Source organism: Otoolea muris (assembly GCF_943193115.1).
Taxonomy (GTDB): Bacteria; Bacillota; Clostridia; order Lachnospirales; family Lachnospiraceae; genus Otoolea; species Otoolea muris.
Genome location: NZ_CALPCY010000009.1, coordinates 20039 through 40556, shown reverse-complemented (window position 1 = coordinate 40556; position 20518 = coordinate 20039). Strand labels below are relative to the sequence as shown.

12 protein-coding genes are annotated in these 20518 nt (G+C 55.1%); 8 read left to right on the top strand and 4 right to left on the bottom strand.

Annotated elements, in window-relative coordinates; translation table 11 throughout:
* Window position 1 precedes the first annotated feature (1 nt).
* Together NFS31_RS07735 and NFS31_RS07730 are read left to right on the top strand one after the other, a co-directional pair.
* Complete coding sequence (locus NFS31_RS07735; RefSeq protein WP_251493208.1) at window positions 2-1624, top strand: radical SAM protein; 1623 nt, start codon at window positions 2-4, stop codon at window positions 1622-1624.
* A gap of 48 nt (window positions 1625-1672) precedes the next feature.
* The gene (locus tag NFS31_RS07730; RefSeq protein ID WP_251493206.1) at window positions 1673-8278 is read left to right on the top strand and encodes an RHS repeat-associated core domain-containing protein; all 6606 of its coding nucleotides are present in this window, start codon (window positions 1673-1675) and stop codon (window positions 8276-8278) included.
* Window positions 8279-8355: 77 nt separating this feature from the next.
* Here NFS31_RS07730 and NFS31_RS07725 read toward each other — a convergent pair whose 3' ends face one another.
* Both NFS31_RS07725 and NFS31_RS07720 read right to left on the bottom strand, forming a co-directional pair.
* A complete protein-coding gene (locus NFS31_RS07725; RefSeq protein ID WP_251493204.1) occupies window positions 8356-9090 on the bottom strand; it encodes an MgtC/SapB family protein in 735 nt (244 codons plus the stop codon).
* A gap of 12 nt (window positions 9091-9102) precedes the next feature.
* Window positions 9103-10560, bottom strand: a complete 1458-nt coding sequence (locus tag NFS31_RS07720) for a cation:proton antiporter (protein WP_251493202.1) — start codon at window positions 10558-10560, stop codon at window positions 9103-9105.
* 119 nt (window positions 10561-10679) lie between these two features.
* Between NFS31_RS07720 and NFS31_RS07715 the strand changes: the two genes are divergently transcribed.
* A complete protein-coding gene (locus tag NFS31_RS07715) occupies window positions 10680-11606 on the top strand; it encodes a LysR family transcriptional regulator (protein WP_251493201.1) in 927 nt (308 codons plus the stop codon).
* Between the two features lie 127 nt (window positions 11607-11733).
* Here NFS31_RS07715 and NFS31_RS07710 read toward each other — a convergent pair whose 3' ends face one another.
* Together NFS31_RS07710 and melB are read right to left on the bottom strand one after the other, a co-directional pair.
* Window positions 11734-13683: a beta-galactosidase gene (locus tag NFS31_RS07710; protein ID WP_251493199.1), complete on the bottom strand. Its 1950-nt coding sequence runs from the start codon at window positions 13681-13683 to the stop codon at window positions 11734-11736.
* Between the two features lie 4 nt (window positions 13684-13687).
* Entirely contained in the window at window positions 13688-15055 is a 1368-nt protein-coding gene (melB, locus tag NFS31_RS07705; RefSeq protein ID WP_251493197.1) for a melibiose:sodium transporter MelB, read from the bottom strand.
* A 469-nt stretch (window positions 15056-15524) separates the two neighbouring features.
* Here melB and NFS31_RS07700 point away from each other — a divergent pair, with 469 nt between their 5' ends.
* The 5 genes from NFS31_RS07700 to NFS31_RS07680 all read left to right on the top strand — a co-directional run bounded on the left by NFS31_RS07700 (window position 15525) and on the right by NFS31_RS07680 (window position 20411).
* Entirely contained in the window at window positions 15525-16619 is a 1095-nt protein-coding gene (locus tag NFS31_RS07700; protein WP_251493195.1) for a LacI family DNA-binding transcriptional regulator, read from the top strand.
* Window positions 16592-16858 carry a hypothetical protein gene (locus tag NFS31_RS07695; RefSeq protein WP_251493193.1) on the top strand — a complete coding sequence of 89 codons (267 nt, stop codon included), beginning with the start codon at window positions 16592-16594 and terminating at the stop codon, window positions 16856-16858. Before NFS31_RS07700 ends, NFS31_RS07695 begins: the two co-directional genes overlap by 28 nt.
* Window positions 16859-17081: 223 nt before the next feature.
* On the top strand, window positions 17082-18176 hold the full coding sequence (locus NFS31_RS07690) for a hypothetical protein (protein WP_251493191.1): 1095 nt from the start codon (window positions 17082-17084) through the stop codon (window positions 18174-18176).
* 85 nt (window positions 18177-18261) lie between these two features.
* Window positions 18262-18861 carry a spore protease YyaC gene (gene yyaC, locus NFS31_RS07685; RefSeq protein ID WP_251493189.1) on the top strand — a complete coding sequence of 200 codons (600 nt, stop codon included), beginning with the start codon at window positions 18262-18264 and terminating at the stop codon, window positions 18859-18861.
* A gap of 101 nt (window positions 18862-18962) precedes the next feature.
* Window positions 18963-20411: a LysM peptidoglycan-binding domain-containing protein gene (locus NFS31_RS07680; RefSeq protein WP_251493187.1), complete on the top strand. Its 1449-nt coding sequence runs from the start codon at window positions 18963-18965 to the stop codon at window positions 20409-20411.
* Window positions 20412-20518: the final 107 nt, after the last annotated feature.

Genomic DNA, 20518 nt, shown 5'->3' with positions numbered 1-20518 from the left:
GATGGAATATACGAACAAAGAGCCCCGCATCATTCTTCCGCACATAGAGAAACCGTCGGTGGCTGCAGGGAGGCTGCGATCCGCCGGGGGCTGCGCTAAAGCCGTATCGGGCTTTACCAAAGCGCCGCAGACGGCAGACGCTTATAATTATGAGGATTGCAGATATCACTGGGTGGGAAACGGATACGGGCCGGTTGCATATACGTATTTTGCCGACTTCTCCGCTATGGTATCGGGCGCGGTCTGTATGGAGATCCGGGATCCCGCAGGCCGGACAGTAGCCAGTGAAGAGATCCCGTTCACAGAGGATCTTCAGAAAACGCCGGTAAAAAGGATTACCAGAGAAGATCAGCCGTACCGATTCGATACCCTGACTTTTGCAGTAAAGAATGAGGCCGGCATGGAGTCATCGGCGCGCTGGCAGGAAGACAAGACGGGGGGACAGACGGCGGAAGCGGCGGGCCGCGCTTGTGTGCGGGAAGAGGCGCCGGCCGGGGCGTCATGCCAGTCCGCCCGGCCGGGCCGCCGGAATGCCGGGGATGAGAGGACAGGCGAAACGGGGCGCGGCGATGTGTGGGAATATCCCTTAATGCGGCTGATCTGGAGCCTGACAAGCGGTTGCAACCTGCATTGCCGTCACTGCGCCTTCCGCGACATGCATCAGAACATGACAGACTTAGACGGCCCGCAGATCCGCCGCGTGGCCGGGGATATCATACAGTTGGGCGTGCCGGATGTCTGCCTGTCGGGCGGCGAGGTGCTGACAAGCCCCTTCTGGTATGAGACGGCTGAGACACTGAGCCGGGCCGGGATTAAGGTCAGTCTCATAACGAACGGGACGCTGATAGACCGGGGGATCGCCGCGGATATAAGAAGAGCGGGCGCAGCCTGCGTTTCCGTGAGTATCGACGATCTCCCGGGGCAGGAAGGCGTGGTGCGGGGGGACGGAAGCTATGAAAACGCGCTCCGGGGCATAAAGCGGCTTAAGGAAGAGGGGATCCCTGTCTCTGTGGTCACAACGGTCAATGCATTCAACATACGCCGTCTTCACGAGATGCGGGACGCCTTTACAGAGTGCGGGGCTGATTCCTGGTGCCTGAAGCCCGTCCTGCCGATCGGCGGGGCGGGCCGGAGTCCGGAGCTGTGGCTGGACGGGCCGGACATCCGGACCGTTATTGACTTCTGCTATTCTGCGATAAGCACAGAGGGGCTGCCGGTGGTTCCGGCCCTGTCGTTTGAGATGCACAGTGAAAAAGGCGCGGCCGTGCTGCGGCATCTGTACGGAGAGGAGGCGCGCACCGATTTTCGCGGCGGCGACGCAGGCATCTTTTCCGCGCAGCTCCATCCGGACGGAAGCCTGGTGGGGATCTGCGTGTGTTCTCCCCGGGAGGCGGCCGGCAACGTGAAGGAGCGCTCCCTTGCCGATATATGGCGGGATAAACGAAGCTTTAAAGCCCTGCGCGAATTTGATCCGGACAGACTTTCCGGCTATTGCGGCGTGTGTGACAGGCGCGATACGTGTAAGGGAGGGGATCTGAGCGTGCGCCTGGCATTTGGCGGAATGAATGCGGAAAACAGGCTCTGCGCGTACAGGAATTCTATGCTGTCCGGTGTATCTATATAGACGGATTTCCACATATAGACTGGCGTTTGCCCTGCCGGAGGAGATTTGATGATGGATTGGAAGGATTTATGTTTCTCATACAGCGGCGTCTGCGCGGAGCTGTCCGTGAACGGCCCCGGTTTTGGCGGGACGGCCGATACGCAAATTAAGCTGCGCGTCCCGGGCGCCCCCGGGATAGCCCCGGATCTGGCGGTGAAATGGAATTTCGGCGGCATGAACGTGTTCGGCCGAGGCGTTTCGCTCTCGCTGCCATATTTTGAGCGCATGACTGCGGGCGGTGTTCCGGCTTATGATACCAGCGACTGTTTCATACACCCGCGCTATGGAGTCATACAGGCCGGGACAGCGGGGAATCCGGCGCGCTGTTACCCGCGCGCCGATTACGGCCGCTCGCGCATCGAATATCTGCCGGATACGGACGCGTTCCGGGAAACACTGCGCGACGGCACGGTAATCTGGTACGAAGAAAAGGAGGCGGGGCAGTCCGGGACAGGGTTTGTCTATTTTCCCACTAAACAAGCGGATCCGCGAGGAATGACCATCCGTTTTCGCTACCGTGACACCGGCGAGATCGCATCGGTCGAATACGGGGATATGCCCGGCGGCGGCTATGCGTTTGTCATCGATTTTTCATATGAACCGCGCCCGGACGGGGAGATAAGCTTCAGGGGCGGGTTCCCGTATGCGAGGCGGCTTCGCTGCTCTGTGATCACGGTGTCTTCGGTATTCACAGAGAAAAGAAAGATGCGCGAGATTGCTTTTTCATACGACAATACAACGGGATATTCGCTGTTAAACCGCATAACGGAAACCGCCTTTTCGGGCGGAGAAAAGGACGCGGCCCCATCCATCCGTATTTCCTATGGGGAAATGGGGGAGGCGGCGTTTACGGATATCACGTCTTCCTTTGCAGGCGTGGATATGGGAGCGGCGGTTCCGGTCAGTCTTTGCCGCGAGGGGGCCAGCGGGTTATTTGTGAAGCATTCATCCGGCGCATCGTATTCGCCCCCGGTCTGGGCGGACGGCCCGGCCCCCCGTTTCGGCTCGAAGGTATCTTTCGCCTGCCTGCCGGGAAGCTTTTCCGGAAATGATCCGGGCGTGACGGGGCGCCGCGCCGCGGGGAGCTTTTTTGACCTGGACGGCGACGGAGGAATCCAGCGGCTTGCTCCCGGAGGAGACGGATATTATGAGATCAGGGACGGGCAGTTCGGGCCTTTTACGCCGTTTGAAAGCATCTGCCCGGCAGGGGCCGCAACTGAATTTGCCGATATATACGGAGATGGGAGGCAGAGCGCGTTCACCGTCCTCTCCACAGGGGAAGGGGCCGGATGCGAGATATGCCGGGGACTTGGGAAAAAGGGCTTTGGCCGGCCCCGGACGGTCAGGCTCCCAAAGGGCTTCCCTGCCATTTCGCCCCTGAAAACGGAATATATTGGTTTTGTGCGGTTTTTCGGAGACGGATTACAGCACCGCATCGCTCTCAGGGACAAAAGCTGCGTCGTCTTTCCGAACCTCGGGAACGGACAGTTCGGGGACGGCATCCGCGTCGGGAACGCCCCGGATTTTGGCGGTGAATTTGATGCGGAACGCGTACGGTTTGCTGATACGACAGGGAGCGGGACGGATGATATCATCTATATCGGGCGCAGGCAGGTAATGGTATACCAAAACATAGCGGGCGCCTTTTTTGAGGCCCCGTTTGCGGCAGAGCTGCCCGAGCCGTTTGCGCCCTCTGACATCGTGTATGCGGCAGACTTTACAGGGGATTTGCTTCCCCAGCTTATTTTCATCAAGCGGGCGTCGTCCGGGACGCGCGTGTATTCTCTGCGGTTTGCGCACCGTTTTCTTATAAATGGACTTGAGAATGGTTTGGGCCTGGATGTAAAAACCGAGTATGCGTCATCGGCGGCATTCAGGCTTAAGGATGCCGCCTCCGGCCGGCCGTGGAGCAGCGCGCCCCCGCTCCATATCCCGGTCGTTACAGGAATAATCAGCCTGGACGGGGTAACGGGCGGGAGGAGCGAGGCGCATTATTCGTACCGTGACGGGCGCTATATCAGGAGCAGCCGCGCCCTGTACGGCTTCGGCTCTGTCTGCGAGACACGCTCTGATGCCGCGCCGCTGCCGGAAGACGTGCCGGGGGACTTACAGCCGCCGGTCCGCCGGGTAACGAATGAGTATTACATATGCGGATCGGAAGAGCCGCCGTCTGACGAGCTGGCTCTCATCGGCCTGCCGCTTACAACCTCTTTCGCCGGGGAGGACGGCGCGGCGCGGCTGCGGCATACCCGGACATACAGGGCAAAGAGGCTTAAAGGCGCGCCGGACGGCTCGTATTTTCCCGCGCTTGTGGAAGAAGAGACGGCGCTGTGCGGTAAAGATCCGCGTGTTTCCAGGACGTATATGGCCTATGACGATGATGGGAACATGACCGTGTCGGAAACGCATTTCCTTCCGCTTAAGAGCGCCGGGGCGCCTGCCGGACAGAGTACGGAATATATATCTAAGGAAACATGGGATTACATCAGTATTGATACAAATGATACATACATAAAGAGCATAATATTTAAACACACACATTATACAGGTAAAAACGGCGGCCGCCTTGCCCTTGCTTCCCTGCGGGAATACTATTACGCCGATCCGGCTTCGGGCCAGGCGCTTCCGGCCGGAGTCTGCGCTCTTCCGGCGCTGCCGCATCACAGCCGCGACATGGTATGCTCTGCCGGAGAACCGGATCTTGCAGGGCTTGAAGATGTGCTGCTTAACGAGTGCGGCTGCTGTCTGGAAAACGGATGTTACTATATCTCAAATGAAGCCTGCGGCTACGACGCGGATCACTTTTTCCGCCTCTGCTCCGTAACGCTCGGCAGTCGTGTCACAAGTCTGTCATATGATGACAGCGGCATATTTGTTACGGGCATTGAGCAGTCGTCGCCGGACGGCGTATCTCTTGCAGAAACATACGCCCCGGATTACGCGTCATGCGCGTATCAGTCAAAAACCGACTGGAACGGGAACACGCAGTATTATCTGCACGACGGATTCGGAGAGCTGAGGGCGCTCTCATACCGCGCGGCCATGACGCCGATTCCGGGGCCTCATTCCCTTGCGGAGTTCCTCTCCCGCCCGCAGGACTGGCTGGCGGGATGCACGGACGCATATATATACCATGACCGGAACGCGTGGGAGAATGCGCGGGCAGCGGCCTGCCGTGCGGCGGCTGTCAGAAAGGAGATGCGGGAGGACAAATCCGCCTCTGGCGGCCCTGGACTGACGCTGAGCGTAAGCTATACGGACAGCCATGGCCGCGGGTACGGGCAGGCGGTCCGCGACACGGATCACTGGATTATTTCGGAAAGGGCAGTCTATGCCGGGGAAATGAAGCTGCTGGAATATCCCCCCTGCCACAGCGGGGATCCGGACGGCGGCCCGGACGGGTATCCGACAGCGTACAGGTATGATCTGTTTGGCCGTATCGTTAAGGTTTACACGCCGTATTCCGAACCGTCTCCTGTTTGGCGCAGCGTGGAAACAGAGTATGAACCGTGGTATGTGCGGACAACCGACGCCCGCCTTGCGCCTGATGCCAAAGAACCCGGCAGGGCCCTTCGGTTCAGGCAGGATCTGGATCCAAGGGGGCTGGCCATCACAGATGTGTATGAGGAACCGTGTGGATCGGCGGACGCGGCTGGCGGAGATACAGCAGGCAGAGACGTGACAGGAAAAGATGCGGCAGTCAGAGATGTTCTGCGCGCGCAGATAGAAAGAGACAGCTCCGGAAATGTGGCGTCACTGTCCGACGGGCGTCTTGCCGCAGCAGGCTTTCACAACCTCTCTTACCGCTATGACAGGCTGGGCCGCGTGATAAAGACATTTTCCGCGGATGCGGGGGAGACGCTTAAGCTGTACGGGCATGAGGGACGGCTTATATATGAAGACTCAAACGGCACAGTAAAGCGGTATTCCTACGATGCGCTGGGGCGGTTTATTTCATTAAGCGTGCAGGCCGGAAAGGCAAAACCTGTCACAGCGGAGCAGATCGTATGGGGGGAAGGCGCGCCGGAAGCAGAGGCGCGCAATCTTAGGGGGCGCGTCTGGCAGCGCACAGACCGTTCCGGAACAACGGCCTGCGCGGGGTATGACCGTTTCGGGCGCGCGCTGGACGTGGAACGGCATTATGCAAAAGGCGGCGAAGTACGGGCGCGGTACTCCTATAATCTCGCGGGAGAGCTGAAGACGGCAGAAACAGGGCCTTTTTCCCTGGCATATTCCTACAGCCCGGCCGGAAAGCTCATGACCGTATCAACGGCGGAGGGAGAGAGGCTGAGCAGCTTCAGCTACAATGCGCAGGGAAATGTCTGTGACGAGGCATGCCCAGGCGGGCTGCATGCCTTCCAGAGCTATGACCCGGTCACCCGGTTTCTGGCCGCCCGGTCGGCGCGGTACGGCGGGGCCCTGCTCTGCAAAACAGAGTATCACTTCACAGCGCAGGGAAATCTCGCAGCGGCGGCGTATGAGGCTCTGGGGCGGGACCCATTGGCGGGCGCCTACACGTACGACGTCCACAGCCGCCTGATCCATGCCAGGATGTCACAGGGCGCATTTCAGGCAGACGAAAGCCATGCAGGCCGTCTTCACTCTAATGAAACCTCTGTCAGGGAAACGCTGTCAGAAAACATGCATAAAGATGAATTATATGCGGATCCACCTTATGTGGATGAAACGTATGAATACGATAACAGCGGGAACATTATATCCTTTACCCGCACGGGAAATATACTTCCATCCGTTACACGCAGCTTCGAGATTGCAGCGGACAGCAACCGCATAGAGGCCGCTGTGATAAACGGCCTGCGCTGTGTATTCAGCTATCATGCCCATGGAGGGCCGGAGCGGCTGGCAAACGGCCAGAGCGCCTCCTACGATGAGTTCGGCAGGCTGTCCGCTGTGGCCGGAGAGAAGATTTCAGAAGAATACGTTTACGACGCCCGGGGAAAACGCGCCGTTAAAACCGACTCAGCGGGAACGCGTACGGTTTATTTTACCGGCAATCCTCTTGCGGGAGATTACACGCGCCAGAGCGGCGGATGCGAGATGCTGAAGCTCAGTTTTGGCGGTATGCTGAACACGGTTCTGCTGAAATCCGATACGGAAGCGGAGACGCTGCGTCAGGTGACGGATCAGCGGGGAAGCGTCATTCTGACCCTGGATCGCGCCGGGAATCTCCTCCTGCACGAAGCCTTCAGCCCTTATGGGGAGGCGATCGCGGATGAAACAGGCGGCGGCATGCAGGAGACGCCGGCTCCGGCCCTGTACAGGTTTGCAGGCAGGGAGTACGACAGGGCGACAGGGCTCTGTTATCTCGGCGCGCGTTATTATTCCCCGGAGGACGGGCGCATGATAACGCCCGACGATGCGGCATACGCATTTCCCGGCGGGCTTTCGGGCCTGAACCTGTACGCCTACTGCCTCGATAATCCGGAAACGTTTGAGGATATTTCCGGAAACTTCCCCTCCTGGATCCGGGCGGCCGGACATTTCCTCTCTTCTGTATGTACGGTTTCAGGAGCCGTGGGAGGCGCGGTGACAGCGGCTCTGGGCGTGTCGCTGGGCAGGTATTTTAATGCCATTGATCCGTTCCGGGCCACAGCCGTGGCGGCGTTTTCCAGCGCGGCAGGGGCTTTCATCTCAGCCGGAGGGGGCGTGGGGGAGCGTCTTATCTCAGCCGCCGTTACAGGGGCCGAGGCCGGTTTGTATACGGCCGCCATTAATTACGGAAAGGAGGCTCTGTTTAAGCGCTTTCCCGGGCTGGCAAGGGAGCGCCCCGCGGCAGCCGGATATGCCGTTACAGGAATCAACGCGGCCGCGTTTGTCTTTACAGGCAATGTCCCGGGAGGAATGACAGTCCCTAAGGTGATCGGGGCTCTGGGAGGAGGAGAGCTGGGGGTGGCAGGCGCCCTTTACTCCGGCGAAACAGGCACGCTGACAAACCCCAGGACAGAAGGCGGCGCTATCCGCGTGGTCAATCAGGCGACCCATTACCAGCCGGAGGCAGGCCCTCTGTTACCGTCAGGAAAGTATGACATGGGGCGGATTGCACAGTATGGAGTCGTGGATTTTTCGTTTTACAGGAACGCCGGCGGGCGGTTTCAGGCGGCGCAGGGAGCCGCCAATAACTATACGGAGCACCGCGTGATTGAATACAATGCGTCGAAGGCGTCCCAGTGGAGCGCGCCGCAGGACATGGCGGATATGATGGAACTGTGCTATTATGACTCACACCCAAATAATCAGTATGCCACGGCGGATTTGGCGGTAATCGTCCACGGCGGCCCCGGAGGGCATGTTTTCATTGACGGGGATGCGCCATTGGCCGGCAATGTTCCTGTATCTCACACATTCGTACACGCAGAAACGCTGGCCAATGACATCGCGCAGCGAATCGGGATGAACCCGCTGCCCCCCGGATCGCTTATCAAACTCATTAACTGCCATGGCGGGGAATACCGGCCGATTGTGGGCACAACCGCGCAGCGCATAGCGGACAGGACCGGGATGCGGGTAGCCGCGTATGACGGCGCGGTCAGCATCTATGAAACGCTGCCTTACCAGGCGAATACCCGGATAGCCAGAATGTTTTACCCGCATTGACAGGGCGGCTCATGGCATGAGCTGTTACAGGGGATCCATACAGCAGCCCGGAGAAGATATACTCCAGGCTGCCTTTTCTACACGATCTCCTCAATATGCGCCACATAATCCAGCGTCCCCAGAGCCTCAATGATCTCCCTGTGCTTCTTGTATTTCCTCAATTCCTCCTTTGTTATCGTAAACGAGATGGAATACACGCTCAGACCCGAATGCACATAAGCCGGATTCAGCTCGATATTATCGATTTTCAGCCCCAGACGCCGTATCGTCGTGATAAAATCCTGCAGGTAAGCCACATTTTTCAGCTCCAGATGCACTTCAAAGTAATTGGACAGATCGATCAGATATTCCTCCAGAACCGGCAGCACAGCAAGGCAGATCAGCAATGCGGCAAAACCGCCCGCGGCGACGGTATAGAAGCCGCCTCCGGCCGCCAGCCCGATGACTGCGCAGGTCCAGAGCGCCACGGCGGTGGTTAGGCCCTTAATCTGGTTTCTGGAACTGTACAGAAACGAATTTCCGCTGATGATCGCGATGCCAATCAGGGCGGCGGCGGAGAGGATTGGGCCGGATCCGGCGCCTGTAAGGCGCAGGCTGTACTGATCCAGAAGCATGGCAATCGATGAGGCCGTGGATACTAAGATAAAGGTCCGAAGCCCGGCGCTGTGGCGTTTTCTGGCGCGCTCACAGCCAATGACCGCGGCAAACAAAAAGGCAATCGCAATGCGCAGCAAAATTGAATATGCATTCAATTCGCAGGCCCATTCTCCGAGCAGGGACGCAATGGGATCGACATATGGAATAAGGTTCATAAGAGGTTCCTCCTATCTTTGATTCAGAAATCTTCCGTGGCTGAAGACGTCAGCAGCCTGATACTGCTCCTCCGCGGCCTGCAGAAAAGCGAGCTCCTCCTCGGACTCGCGTGGGCCGTGGGAGGGAAGCTCTTTCTGGATCTGCTGGAGCCGTTCGATGAGGATTTCCACAGGCGTTTTCGGCGTCCCGGACTCCGTAACCGGGCTGACCTCAGTGATCATGTCAAGATCATTGGAATAGGAATGGGACAGATACAGCGCCAGCTTCGCACAGCCAGGCCCGATCAGCTCGTACAGGACGCTGGAAGCCAGGATAATGGTCTGCAGGCTGCCGCCGACTTCTGAACCCAGAGAACGGACGCACAGGGCCGCAAGGCCGATGGCGACCCCGGCCTGCGGGATCAGGGCAAGCCCCAGATAGTTCCGCACATCTTCGCCCTTCCCCGCCAGAAGGCACCCCAGATAAGCGCCCGCGTACTTTCCGGCGATCCGCGTCAGAAAATAAAGAATGCCGATTGTAAGGAGCGAAACGCCCCCGGCCATGGCGCCTGTATCCATCAGCGCGCTTAAATTAAAGCTTAAGCCCGAGCGGACAAAAAACAGGAGCAGGATAGGCGGACTGAAATAATTAAGCTGCTTAAACAGCTTATCATCATTCGTGATATTGATGTACGCCATTCCCATAGCCATACACCCGAGAAGCGGCGATACGTCCGAGAGCGCGCAGATCCCGCAGAACAGGAACATGACGCTGACGGAAACAATCAGCCGGTTATCCGTGGAACGGCGCGCCATCAGAAATTTCAGAAGCACCGCAAACGAACCTCCCAGCAGCATAACGGCCAGGTTCACCAGGATGGGCGACAGGATCGTGGAGACAGAGCTTCCCTGCGCCGCCCCAAACAGCGAGGATACGGCAAGGGAAATGGCGATGCTGTATGCCACAAGGCCCACAACATCATCCATGGCAACGACCTGCAAAAGCGTGTCAACAAAATCTCCCCGGGCATGCGTCTGCCGTATGGTCATAATCGTGGAGGCCGGCGCCGTCGCGGACGCCAGCGCAGAGAGTACGATAGAAAAGGCCATATCCAGGCGCAGGATAAAATAGGTCAGGATAAAGACGGCAACCGACGCCATAACGGCTTCCATGACTGTGATCACCACAGCCTTCATTCCATTCTGCTTCAGTACAGACAGCTTGAAAAATTCGCCTACGCTGAAGGCGATAAAGGCCAGGGCGATATCCGCCAGAAAGTCCGTCCCGGCTATAAAATCAGCGGGAATCAGATCCAGGCAGTAGGGCCCGATGAGAATGCCGGTCACAATATAGGCCGTTACATTCGGCAGCTTCAGCCGTTTTGTAATACGCGTCATCGAAAAGCCCAGAAACAGCATCAGGGCAATGGAAATAATAATGGCGGCCACATCGGAAGGGCCGTTGGAATGGATATAAAGTTGTTGTAACATAGCAGCTCCCCCATAAATCTTGAAATTTCTTTCTGGTTATGATACACTCAAATTACCAAAAAAAGAAATAATAGTATTTTTGCAGGATATAAAATTTTATTATAGTTGGAGATAAGGCTATGTTAGATGTCAAGGTATTATCGTTTCTGGAGGCGGCAGAAAAGAAGAATTTCACACAGGCGGCAAAGGCGCTGTCGCTGACACAGCCGGCAGTCAGCCACCACATATCACAGCTTGAGCAGGAGCTGGGGACCGCTCTGTTTATCCGGGGAAAAGGCAGGCTAAAGCTGACAGAATCAGGGGAAACCGTACTCCGGTACGCCAGGCAGATGCATTCCATATATGAGCGCATGCTGATCACCTTATCCGATCAGGAGAAAAACCTGACGAGGCTGCGGATCGGAATTACCCACACGGCGGAAAGCAATCTGGTGGCCGAAGTGCTCGCAAAGTACGGGAACGAGAATCCCGGGATCGTGATAACGATTATTACTCACTCCATAAAGAAACTTTATAATATGCTGGAAAACTACGAGCTGGATCTGGCGATTGTAGAAGGCGCCGTTCCGGATGGGAAGCAGTCCTTAAATTCCCTGCTTCTGGACACGGACTTCCTCGTCTGCGCCGCATGTAACGACAACCCCCTTTCCAGACGCGCCATGGTAACGATCCGGGAACTGAAAAAAGAGCGCATGATCCTGCGCCTGCCCAAATCCGGCACAGTCAACCTGTTCGTCACCTGTCTGGAGACGATCCACGAATCCATCGACGATTTCAACATCATCCTGGAAGTCGATAATATCGCCACGATCAAAGACCTGATCCGCAAAAACCTGGGAGTGTCCATCCTCCCGCAGAGCACCTGCATGGACGAAGTCCGAAAAGGCAAGATGACCATTCTCCCCATAGAAAACATGAGCATGGCCCGGGAGACCAACATCATATACCAAAAAGATTTTTCCCATCTGGAAGTCCTCCACGAGCTGACAGAACTCTACCGCAGGACGGCAAGAAAAATCATCAGCCACACGCGCAGCAGGCTGTGATTTCCGTTGTTAATAGAAGCATCAGAGAATAGCGCCTGGCCGGGATAAAAGGAAAGGCAGCCGTCTTCCATTTTTGTGGAGGACGGCTGCCTTCTTAATCCGATTATCGTTTCTCAAAGAAATTCTCTTACAGCTCCTCAATCCGGCAGCCGAAGGGTTCCAGCGTTATATCGCCTGCAGATGCCTCGAAGGCGTTATGGTTGATAAGCATCCGGACGCGCTGCTGCGCGCCGCCGCGGATCGCCACTTCCACGCCGCTGTCGGAAGGGATAACGTCAATATGGCTGTCCGCAAGGATCGTCCCCATAATTTTTGCGGTAACAGCTTCATCCAGGGCGCAGCCCAGATAGTATACCATGCCTTTATTATGCTGCTTCCTGGTCACGGCAGCGTACCGGGTATAAAAGGCGTCGCCATAATGATAGAGAACCTGGGCGTCCGTGACCTCCAGCATATCCCGGAAGATACCGCCCTGCCCGGATTCCCCTTCAAAGGCGCCCTGCCCGATGAGCGGGAATGCAAGGATTTCCTGCAGGCTTTCGGTTTCCGCTACAGTTACGCCGGCCAGCTCCCGGTAGCCAACGGGTACGCTTTCGCCAAACGGCAGATTGTTGTCCACATCCTTTACCGCGTTCCGGTAGGTCAGGACAAGCGTGCCGCCGGCATTTACAAAATCCTTTACCCGATTCTGGAATTCCGGCCTGGCAATGATCATCTGGGGAAGAAGCACAACTTTGTACTTTGAGATGTCCGCGCTTGACGGAATCACATCCACAGGTACATTCACGTCAAAAAACGCTTTATACAGCTTCTTCATTTCCCCCTGACAGTCAAGCAGGATGCTCTGGCGCTGGATGCGGAAGGAGGCAAGAGAATCGTAGTCGTAGACGATCGCCACCTCGCTGCGGATCGGGGACTCCATGGCCTTTTCATAGTTCCGGATATCTGTAAAGAAGCTCTGCACCTCGCGGAATTTGCGGCCTTTTATGTTGTCTGCATCCAGTATGCCGTAGCAGAATTGTTCCGCCCCTTTGGTTGCGCCCCGGTAGCGGAAGTACATCATGGACTCGCAGCCGTGCGCCATGCCCTGATAGGACCACATTTTGGCCTGGTTGGGGCGGGGCAGAAAACCGGTGACATCGTGACCCTGCGCGCCCATGATCGCCTCGGTAATCCAGAAATTCTGCTGTTTTAATCCCCGGATATAGTCCAGCCCAAAAGCAATCTCATGGGGGGCGATGGGCTCTTTTTGCCCGCCCCAGACAGGATAATTATTATAGGCGGCCAGATCCAGGTTCCTGGCTGTCTCGGAGTAATCAACATGCTTATCCAGCCCGCCGCCGGGGAAGTCGTGCATCACTAGGGCATGGGGAATCACTTCCCGCAAAATGCGCGCCTGAAAATTGGTAAAATCTACAATGCTTTTGCTGCGGAACCGTTCCCAGTCCATGCGCAGGGCCGGATTGTGGGTGGTTATGGTTTCCTCGGGCAGAGGTATTTCCTCAAAGCTGTTATATTCCTGGGACCAGAATGTAGTTCCATAAGTATCATTCAGCCTGTCGATACTGCCCTCAAATTTTTCCTCCAGATAGCGCTGGAAAGCCTGGCGGCATTGCGGGCAATAGCAGACGTCGCTTCCCTCGTGTCCGAGCTCGTTATCAATCTGCCAGGCCGCTACCTGCGTTTCATCCCGGTAGTGTTCGGCCATCGCCCGGATGATTTTCTCCGAATAGGCATACATAGCGGGGCTGTTAAAACAGTAAACATGGCGGCCGCCGAACGCGCGCTTTTTCCCGCCCTCAAATTCAGAGAGGATATCGGGATGCTTATGGGCAAGCCAGGCCGGGATCGTGGCAGTGGGCGTGCCCAGGATGACCTTAAGGCCCTTTTCCTTTGCTTTTGCAATTACGTTGTCAAAGAAAGAGAAGTCGTACTGTCCCTCCGTCTTTTCCATCAGGTGCCATGAAAATTCTGCAATCCGGATCACATTGCAGCCCATCTCGAGCATCGTATCCATGTCCGAATCCATCAGGGACGGATCCCATTGCTCGGGATAATAATCAACGCCTAATAACATTATTTCAGCTCTCCTTTCTTGTGCGCAGCTCGGCAATCATTTTATCGTAAAATTCTCCGGTCAGTTTGTATCCGTTCTTATAGAATACAAAACACAGAGCAGACAGGGCGGCGGGAATCACGAGCATGATGACTTTCATTCCCATAATCGTACCTGCGCCGGGAGTAACGCCTGCTTTCCAGCCGATGATCGTCAGGCCCACGCCGCTGACAAAGCCGGAGAAAGCGCCCGCGAATTTTACGATGAAGGTCTGCATGGAAAACAGGATAGATTCATTTCTGGTTCCCAGGGAATACTCGCCATAATCTACCACGTCAGCCAGCATTACCGTAATAAATACCAGCATGAAACCAATGCCGTAGTTGACGATGGCAGAGCACGCGCCCACGGCCGCGGCGCTCGAAGGCGCAATGACTCCTGCGGCGAATAACAGTACAAATCCGGCGACCGGAAGGAAGCAGGCGAGGAAGAAAGCCCTGCCCCGGCCGATGATCTTTGTGATCATGGGAAATGTAAACTGGGCGGCCATCTGGGCAATGCCGGCTACGCCGGTATAGACCGGATAAAGATCCTGGATGCCGATGGCGTATGTAAAGTAATACAGCGAAAAGGAATTAGATAGCTGGTAAGCAAAGTTAAAAAACAATGCGATTCCCAGAATCACCTTTACCTGGTCATTGGCAGTCAGTACGTGAAGCATGCCTTTGGCCGTGGTCTTTTCCGCACTTTTCGTGACCACCTTTTCCTTACAGTTTATCACAGTAATGGCAGAGCATACAATAAAAATTATGCTGACCATCATAGCGAAATAAGCGAATCCAACACGGCTGTCGCCCCCGCCCGCTTTATCAATGATCTTCAGGCCAAAGGAACCCACGATGAGCCATGCAAAAGAGGCAAACAGGCGGGGAATGGCTGATATCTGGCTGCGCTCATTCTCGTCGTCTGTGAGGGCCGGAACCATGGACCAGTAGGGGATATCATCGATCGTATAAGTCATGCCCCACAGGATGTAGAGCACGGCGGCAAACGCCAGGAATGGCCTGCCCTCCAGATCTACATTCCAGAACATCAGCGCAAGTACCACAGCGTTGAGCACCGTGCCAATCATGATCCAGGGACGGAATTTCCCCCATTTGCTCCGGGTATTATCCACCACCATACCCATGAACGGATCATTGAAGGCGTCCCAGATACGGGCTATCATAAACAGTGTGCCTACAAAAGCGGGGGCGACGAAGCGGACGTCCGTCAGATAAAACATGAACAGATTCCCTACCAGGGCGTAAACCAAATCCTTACCGAAGGCTCCCATGCCGAAGCTGATTTTCGACAGCCAGGAGAGCTTATCGTTCTTTTCCAGTTGCTGCATTTGTTTTCCTCCTTTAAATAAAAATAAAATGAATTAGATTCTGCTGCGATTCAGGCTTACGCATGAGAGGCAGCGCACGGTTCCCCTGAAAGACAGTTCCTGCCGCGGGCCCTTTCGGCAGAAGTTCTTTAGATTGATTGTATTTTACTACAAATTTTAGTAAAAGTCAACGATTGTTTTACTAAATATTTTAGTAAAACACTAAAAATATTACTAAAACAAAAGGGCAAAGAAGTGAAAAACTGTTGACAATGCCGGAAAAATGCAGTATAACTTATAAAAACTTGTTTTATACTGTTTAAATGGCGTTCCGTGCTTTCCGGATCTGCCGGAAAACAACGTATAAATCACAAGCGCCCCAGGAGTATTATGATAAGCGCAGGTTACAGGCGCTTTGGCCGTTTTCGGAAATGTTAAGTAAATATTTTACCTGCATAACGTTCTGAAACGGCAGTTTGGAGGATTTACTATGGCTACATTGAAGGATATTGCAGAGCAGGTGGGCGTTTCGCAGACCACTGTATCTCGTGTGCTAAACCGGGATCCCTCCCTGAGCGTTACGGATGAAACCAGGAAGCAGGTCATCCGTACCGCGGCTGTCATGGGCTACAAAAAAGCAATTCAGATGCAGGCGGGAGAGAAGGAAACCCCGCCGGCAGAAAGCAGGGAATTCCGTGTCGGTATAGCCCAGATGTTTGATATGAAGGAGCTCCAGGAGGATATGTATTATATGGCGATGAAAAACATTCTGGATGAGGAATGCTTTGGCAGGCAGTGGTCCACAGTGCCGCTGTTCCGCGATGAGCATCAGAGGTTTGTCAGGAATAATGAGCTTCCATTAGACGGGCTGTTCGCAATCGGGCGCTTTACGGAAGAAGAAATTGCGAATTTCAGGGAATATACGGATAACATTGTTTTTCTGGATTCGGATCCGGATCCGCTGAAGTATTACAGCATCCTGCCGAATTACCATCTGGCGATTCGCCTGGCAATGGGCCATTTTCGTGAAAACGGTTACGACCAGGCAGCCTATGCCGGAAGCGTCTGTACCTTTGGCCATCTCAAAGAATCTGCCATGGACGCCCGCTTTTACTATTACCGGGCCGATCAGATGAGCCGGAATTGTTTTGACCCGGATCTCGTCCTTGACTGCGCTATGAATGCCCGCGGCGGCTATGAGGCTATGACCGCCTTCCTGAAACGCAGGGGCAGCGCGCCGAACGCCCTGTTTATAGCCAGTGATTCCATCGCCCCGGGAGTGCTGATGGCGCTGCAGGAGCATAAAATCCAGGTTCCCAGGGATATTAGTATTATCACCTTTAACAATACGGTCCTGTCCGAATACTCGAATCCCCCGCTGACCTCGGTTGAAGTATATATGAAGGAAAATGTGAGAGCGGCCGCGTTTTGTATGGAACTGCTCTGGCAGGGAGATACCAGGGGAAAGAGAGTTGTGGTGCCCTGCGGACTCGTGCTCCGCGACAGTGTGCGCCCTGAAACGAATGAACATTTTGCCGGGAAAGGAGAAACATGCCTATGTTCCGACTGTGGGGAAAAATCATAAAAGATAACCGCATGCTGAGGGATACGGTCATCGAAAACGGAAACTATGCAATGTCCAGAACCGCCATGGTCTTAGACGCCGTAGATCAGATGTGCTATGAATTCGACCTCGGCCATCCGGTATGGCTGGATAAGACGGTTGAAGAGTTTAAGCGCCACGACAAGGCGCGCTTTACGCAGGACAATTTTATAGAAGGAATTGAATTCGACTATCTGGAAATTCAGGTGATCGAGGAATAGTAACTGCCCTCGGATTTTCTGTGACCTTCGCTCACAAAAAACACCTCGCAGAGTCGAAGGCTGAACTGTTACAACAGTTCAGATAACCTCCGCAGAAAGAACGTGACAACCCCTGTAAAGTATGGTAAAGTTAAGCATAAAAGAGACGCGCCGCCTTGAAATTCACGCTCATAATGAGCCTGAACTTCAAGGCGGCTAAACACAAACGATCCGGGAGGCGGCTATGGCACAGACGATAACGGACTTCCAGTCATTTTTAAAGGACGCTGAGGAAGCGGTTCTGGAGCTTTCTGATTTGACAAAAAAGAGTATACAGCTTAAACAGGAGGAGGAGCGCCTTGAGAGGGCCCTTGAGGCTGAGAAAAAGGCGGCGGAGGATTCGGTCAATTCCACAGTCAGGAAACGGCGCGATGAGATAAGCGGCAGCTATGACGCGGAGATAGGCAAGCTTCAGGAGCGGCTGAAAAAGACCAGAGTCCGCCGGGAAAAGGCCAAAAGCCAGGGCATAAAGGAACGCATCCGTGAGGAGACAAAGGAGCTCCATGAGTACAACCGCGAGCTGCAGGTCAAGCTGCGGGCCGCTATCCAGGCGGATCGGGCCCCGTTTTTCTGCAGGAGCGGTTTCTATTATGCGCTGTATTTCCCCAGAGGCTTCCGGGAGGTACTGACCCTGATTCTCACCTTTGCCGCCTGCTTTTTTCTGATTCCTTACGGAATCTATCTGCTGCTCCCGGTGAAAAAGACGCTTTACCTTGTCCTGATTTATCTGGCGTGCATTCTGGTATTCGGCGGGGTATATATACTGGTCGGCAATCTGACAAAGGACCGCCATCTGAAGATGCTCCAGGAGGGGCGGGCCATCCGGAGCCTGATAAACTCCAATAACCGCAAGATCCGGGTCATCACCTCCTCGATCCGAAAGGACCGGGACGAGGCGGCCTATAATCTGGAAAAGTTTGACGATGACATTGCCCAGCTCGATCAGGATCTGTCCGAGACAATCCAGAAGAAAAAGGATGCCCTGAATGTCTTTGAAAATGTGACAAAGACCATCATCACGGATGAGATCATGGGCAACTGCCGCGGGAAGCTTAAGTCGCTGGAGGAGGCGCATGCAGAGGCGCAAAAGCGCCTGCGCATTACTGAGACGATGCTCAAGGAAAAGAAGATCTATATAACTGACACGTATGAGAGCTATGTCGGCCGGGAGTTTCTGTCCGCGGATCGGCTGAAGGAGCTGCGCAGAATCCTTGAAAACGGGGAGGCGGGCAATATCAGCGAGGCGATCGGGGTATACCGGAGCCGGCGCGCGAAGTAAGAGGCCCCACAAAAAAAGCGCCTGTCTGCATATTTTTCTAAAAGCCTGTTTATAATAGAATTAACAAAAAACAGGCGGTAGATTTATGAAATTATGGGAATGGAAGGCGCTGCGGGATGAGCAGGAGATTTACTACTACAACTCGTTCCGGAATTTTATCCCGGAAGAATTTGCCGGCCGGCTGGAACGCATGATCCGCGAGGAGCGGGAGAGGAAAAACAAGAGAGGCGTCGTGTTTTTGTGCATTGGGACGGATCGTTCCACAGGAGACAGCCTGGGCCCTCTCATCGGATATAAGCTGAGGCAGATGAGGCTGCCAAAGACCACTGTATTCGGAACCCTGGAACGGCCGGTGCATGCAATGAACCTGGAGCGCTATTTGTCAGTTCTGAATACATGCTACAAGGATGATCTGATCATCGCAGTGGACGCATCCGTGGGAAGCAGGGAGCATATCGGCTTTGTGACGCTGGGAAAGGGGGCTTTAAAGCCCGGACTGGGAGTCAGCAAAGAGCTGCGGGCCGTGGGAGATATCTTTATCACAGGCATTGTGGGGAGCTGCGGGAGCTATGATCCGCTGATGCTCCAGAGCGTGCGGCTGTCGATTGTCATGCAGATGGCCGACTGCATCAGCGGCGGGATTGGGCTTGTCGAAAAATTCTGTGTCAGCAGGGCCTTTGTTTGACAAGATTCTCGTACAATCTGTGCTATGATTTTTTGAGATTTCATGGAACGGTTTGGCAACAGACCGTTATGATGATAGAAAAATGATAGCGGGGTGAGTCTATGGGAGAATTATATAATCCATATCCCAGGCTGCCAAAAAATATCAGGCAGATTGGCGAGCGGGATGATGTGGTAAAGCTTTACGTGGAGGACTATGTAAACACGTATTTAAAACGCCTTTACCCGGCAGGCGGACAAGACCTGCGCGTGGGACTTTTGCTGGGTTCAGCGGAGTCATATGAGGGGACGCCCTATCTGTTTATCGACGGGGCGCTGGAGATGGAGAATGTGACGGCAGCAGGCGAAAAGGTGGTATTTTCAGAAGCTGCCTGGAGAAAAGCATACCAGGGTATAGAAGAGACTTTTCCAAAGAGGACCGTACAGGGGTGGTTCATATGCGGAGCGCCGGGCTGTATTTTGAGTCCTCTTAATTATTGGAAACAACACGGCCAGTATTTTGGCGGAAAAAACCAGCTCATGTACTTAAACAGCGGCATAGACGGGGAAGAAGCGCTCTATGTGGCATCCGAGGACGGCTTTTACCGGCTCAAGGGATACAGCGTTTACTACGAGCGGAACCAGATGATGCAGGATTACATGATCCTGCGCAAGGACGTCCACCGCGTGGAGACAGGAAGCGGCGACCGGGTGATCCGCGATTTCCGCAGCCGGATGGAGGGCAGGAAGCAGGAGGCCGTATCCAGGAACGGGACAATCCGCACACTGGGAACCCTGTGCAGCGTTCTGTCCGTGGCTGTTCTGGCCGGCGGCGTCGTGATGTTTAATAACTACCAGAAGATGAAGGAGATGGAGAGCGTGCTGGTGTCCGTGCTCCCGGAAGGCGTCCGGGGAACCGCGGAGAGCCAGGCCGCGCAGAGCGGGGACAAGCTGGTGATCGAGGAGGTAAAGGGAAACGTCTATCCGACCAGTCCGCAGGAAAACGGAGGCGGTATCCTGGAACAGGGCCGCCCGGTGGGAAAGACCGAGATTCCCGCTTCTCAGGAGGCGGAAAGCGCGGGCTATCCTGCCCCGGATCAGGCGGGAGACGGCTCCGCGGATAAAAGCCAGGAGGAAGGCGCGGCGGCCGGCCAGGAAGGAAGCCAGGAAACGGGAGGCGCGGATGAGACGTTAAGCGGCGCTCCTGCCCTGTCAGGGGAGACAGAAACGCAGAGCCCGCCTCAGACAGCGGCAGCAGGCGCGCAGATAACGGCTGAAGGAAGCGAGGGAGAGGCGGCCGCACAGGCCGGGGAAGAGGAAGCCCTACAGACGCCTCCGTCCGGGGAGGCAGAAAACACAGGCGGCAGCGGCAAAGAGGCGGCGCAGGCCGCCGCAGCCAATATGAAGCCCGGGAAAAGCTACATAGTCGGAGAAGGGGAAACCCTGTACGGAATCTGCTTTAAGCTGTATAAAAGCCTTGATTATCTGGAGGACATCTGCGCGTTAAACGGTCTGGATGATGTAAATAAAATAAAAGCAGGGCAGAAGCTGACGCTGCCGGATTTACAGTAATTATATAAAAAATAATGCATAACGCCCGGAAATCGTGTATAATGACAGCAGCAGATTATCCAATCCAAAAGATTCGTGCTTAGGAACTGTTCATAAATAACCGTTAC

Bases quoted from the DNA above. Each gene is read 5' to 3' on its own strand.
- NFS31_RS07690 (WP_251493191.1), top strand. From the start codon at position 17,082: ATGGCACAGACGATAACGGACTTCCAGTCATTTTTAAAGGACGCTGAG.
- NFS31_RS07695 (WP_251493193.1), top strand. From the start codon at position 16,592: ATGTTCCGACTGTGGGGAAAAATCATAAAAGATAACCGCATGCTGAGG.
- NFS31_RS07735 (WP_251493208.1), top strand. From the start codon at position 2: ATGGAATATACGAACAAAGAGCCCCGCATCATTCTTCCGCACATAGAG.
- yyaC (WP_251493189.1), top strand. From the start codon at position 18,262: ATGAAATTATGGGAATGGAAGGCGCTGCGGGATGAGCAGGAGATTTAC.
- NFS31_RS07710 (WP_251493199.1), bottom strand. From the start codon at position 13,683: ATGTTATTAGGCGTTGATTATTATCCCGAGCAATGGGATCCGTCCCTG.
- NFS31_RS07715 (WP_251493201.1), top strand. From the start codon at position 10,680: ATGTTAGATGTCAAGGTATTATCGTTTCTGGAGGCGGCAGAAAAGAAG.
- NFS31_RS07725 (WP_251493204.1), bottom strand. From the start codon at position 9,090: ATGAACCTTATTCCATATGTCGATCCCATTGCGTCCCTGCTCGGAGAA.
- NFS31_RS07680 (WP_251493187.1), top strand. From the start codon at position 18,963: ATGGGAGAATTATATAATCCATATCCCAGGCTGCCAAAAAATATCAGG.
- NFS31_RS07720 (WP_251493202.1), bottom strand. From the start codon at position 10,560: ATGTTACAACAACTTTATATCCATTCCAACGGCCCTTCCGATGTGGCC.
- NFS31_RS07700 (WP_251493195.1), top strand. From the start codon at position 15,525: ATGGCTACATTGAAGGATATTGCAGAGCAGGTGGGCGTTTCGCAGACC.
- melB (WP_251493197.1), bottom strand. From the start codon at position 15,055: ATGCAGCAACTGGAAAAGAACGATAAGCTCTCCTGGCTGTCGAAAATC.
- NFS31_RS07730 (WP_251493206.1), top strand. From the start codon at position 1,673: ATGATGGATTGGAAGGATTTATGTTTCTCATACAGCGGCGTCTGCGCG.